At 70.6% G+C, this 1,776-nt stretch carries 2 protein-coding genes and 1 pseudogene; all 3 read right to left on the reverse strand.

Going from position 1 to position 1,776, the window contains the following annotated elements; translation table 11 throughout:
• A pseudogene (locus AQJ91_RS52755) lies at positions 1 to 163 on the reverse strand (Zn-dependent alcohol dehydrogenase); the annotation flags it as partial.
• Positions 164 to 299: 136 nt separating this feature from the next.
• The gene (locus AQJ91_RS35935) at positions 300 to 1,226 is read right to left on the reverse strand and encodes an amidohydrolase family protein (protein ID WP_067030058.1); all 927 of its coding nucleotides are present in this window, start codon (positions 1,224 to 1,226) and stop codon (positions 300 to 302) included.
• A gap of 38 nt (positions 1,227 to 1,264) precedes the next feature.
• Positions 1,265 to 1,612 (reverse strand): L-rhamnose mutarotase, encoded by a 348-nt coding sequence (locus AQJ91_RS35940; protein WP_067030062.1) that lies wholly within the window; start codon positions 1,610 to 1,612, stop codon positions 1,265 to 1,267.
• Positions 1,613 to 1,776 lie beyond the last annotated feature (164 nt).

The raw sequence follows: 1,776 nt of genomic DNA on the forward strand, positions 1-1,776 counted from the left end.
CGGCGACCCGGGTGTCCATGTCGCCGTGGAAGATGTGCAGGTCGGTGCCGCAGATACCGACGTAGGCGGGGGCCAGTTCCACCTCGCCGGGTCCAGGGGAGGGGGCTTCGGCGGGAGCGGTGTCCAGGGTGCGGGCGGCCGTGTAACGGACGGCGAGTGTCATCGTGGGGTCAGGGTCCTTTCAGCGCGGATGCCCCGCTGGGCGGCTGCCGAGTGGCTCGGCAGCCACGTCCGTGTGTCCGGCGCGGGTTTCACGCGTTTCCGCAGCGGGTGCTTTCGCTGGGGGTGGATGAGACGGGTCAGGAGTCCTGCGTCCTGGCGTGAGCGGTGAGGTCGGCTGCTCCCGTGACGGGGGGCAGGCGGTAGAAGGCGGTCGCGGTACCGGCGACGAGCGCCTGGATCTCGTTCTCGGCACAGCCGTTGAGCAGTTCGTCCACGGTGGCTGCCCAGCGGTCCCAGCCGCCCGCGAGGTTCGCGACCGGCCAGTCCGAGCCGAACATCAGCCGGTCGGGGCCGAAGGAGGTGAGGAGGACGTCCCAGACGGGGCGGACGTCGGTGGTGGTCCAGGCGTCGTGGTCGGCCTCGGTGATCAGTCCCGACACCTTGCAGACCACGTGGGGATGACCGGCCAGCAGGCGCATCCGGCGTTCCCAGTCCGCCAGTTCGCGCCGGGCGATGGACGGCTTGCCCGCGTGGTTGAGCACCTGAGGCAGGTCCGGGAAGCGCTCGGCCAGCCGGATCGCCTGGCCGAGCTGGTGGCTGCGGACGAGCACGTCGTAGCAGAGCCCGCGGTCCCGGACCGCCGCCAGGCCGCGTTCGACATCCGGACGTTGCAGCCAGCCCGGGTCCGTCTCGCCCTGGACGAGGTGGCGCAGGGATCGCAGATACGTGCCGCCCGTTCCGGCGAGCAGCCGGTCGAGCACGTCACCGATTGCCGGGGACGTGAGGTCGGCCCAACCGACCACGGCCCCGATCAACGGCTCCCGCTCCGCGAGCGCGAGCAGGTCCTCGGTCTCGGGCACATCCGGGATGCACTGCACGACCACCGTGCTGTGCAGCCGACGGCCCGCGATGGACCGGGTGGCGGTGGAGCGGATGTCGTCGGGGGTGAACGTGCGGCGGATCGACGCCAGGGCGGGGTCGTCGAGCCAGGGTTGCGGACGCCGGGCGAGGTCCCACAGGTGGTGGTGGGCGTCGATGAGCACGGAGGCGGCGGTGGAGGTCACTGGAGGGTCCAAGTCCGGTTTGTCTGCTTCGGGTCGTGTCAGGCGGTGGCGTTGTCGGTGGGCGCGCTCAGATGCCAGATCTCGGTGATGTCCGTCCACTGGCGTGCGTCGCCTTGGTCGGGCCAGGGCTCCTGGCAGGGGTCGGTGAGTTTCCACCACTCCTGGGTCTCGGGGTCGGCTTCGAGTGCCGCCATGTCGGCGTCGAAGTCGTCGCCGTGGTATTCGAAGTAGGCGAACAGCACGTCACCGTGGAGGAAGATGCTGTAGTTGCGGATCTGGGCCCGGTGCAGGGCGGCTTCGACTCCTGGCCAGACGGCGGAGTGGAGTTCGAGGTACTCCCGGCGGTGTTCGGGCCGAAGCCTGACGGTCTGGGCGATGCGTTTCATGCCGTTTCCCTCGCCGTGCCCGCGCCGGGCCCGTCGGCCGATGTGCCGAACGGCGTGCAGTAGCTGGGGGTGCGGGTGCGCAGCTGGAGCCGGAGCGTCATCCGGATGCGGGTGGACGCGGGCAGCCGCACGGTGAGGAAACTGCTGGCGCAGGTCGTCTCCGT

It is taken from the genome of Streptomyces dysideae, assembly GCF_001514305.1.
GTDB classification, from domain to species: Bacteria; Actinomycetota; Actinomycetes; order Streptomycetales; family Streptomycetaceae; genus Streptomyces; species Streptomyces dysideae.

Excerpts from the sequence above, each read along its gene's own strand:
- AQJ91_RS35940 (WP_067030062.1), bottom strand. The coding sequence starts at position 1,612 with ATGAAACGCATCGCCCAGACCGTCAGGCTTCGGCCCGAACACCGCCGG.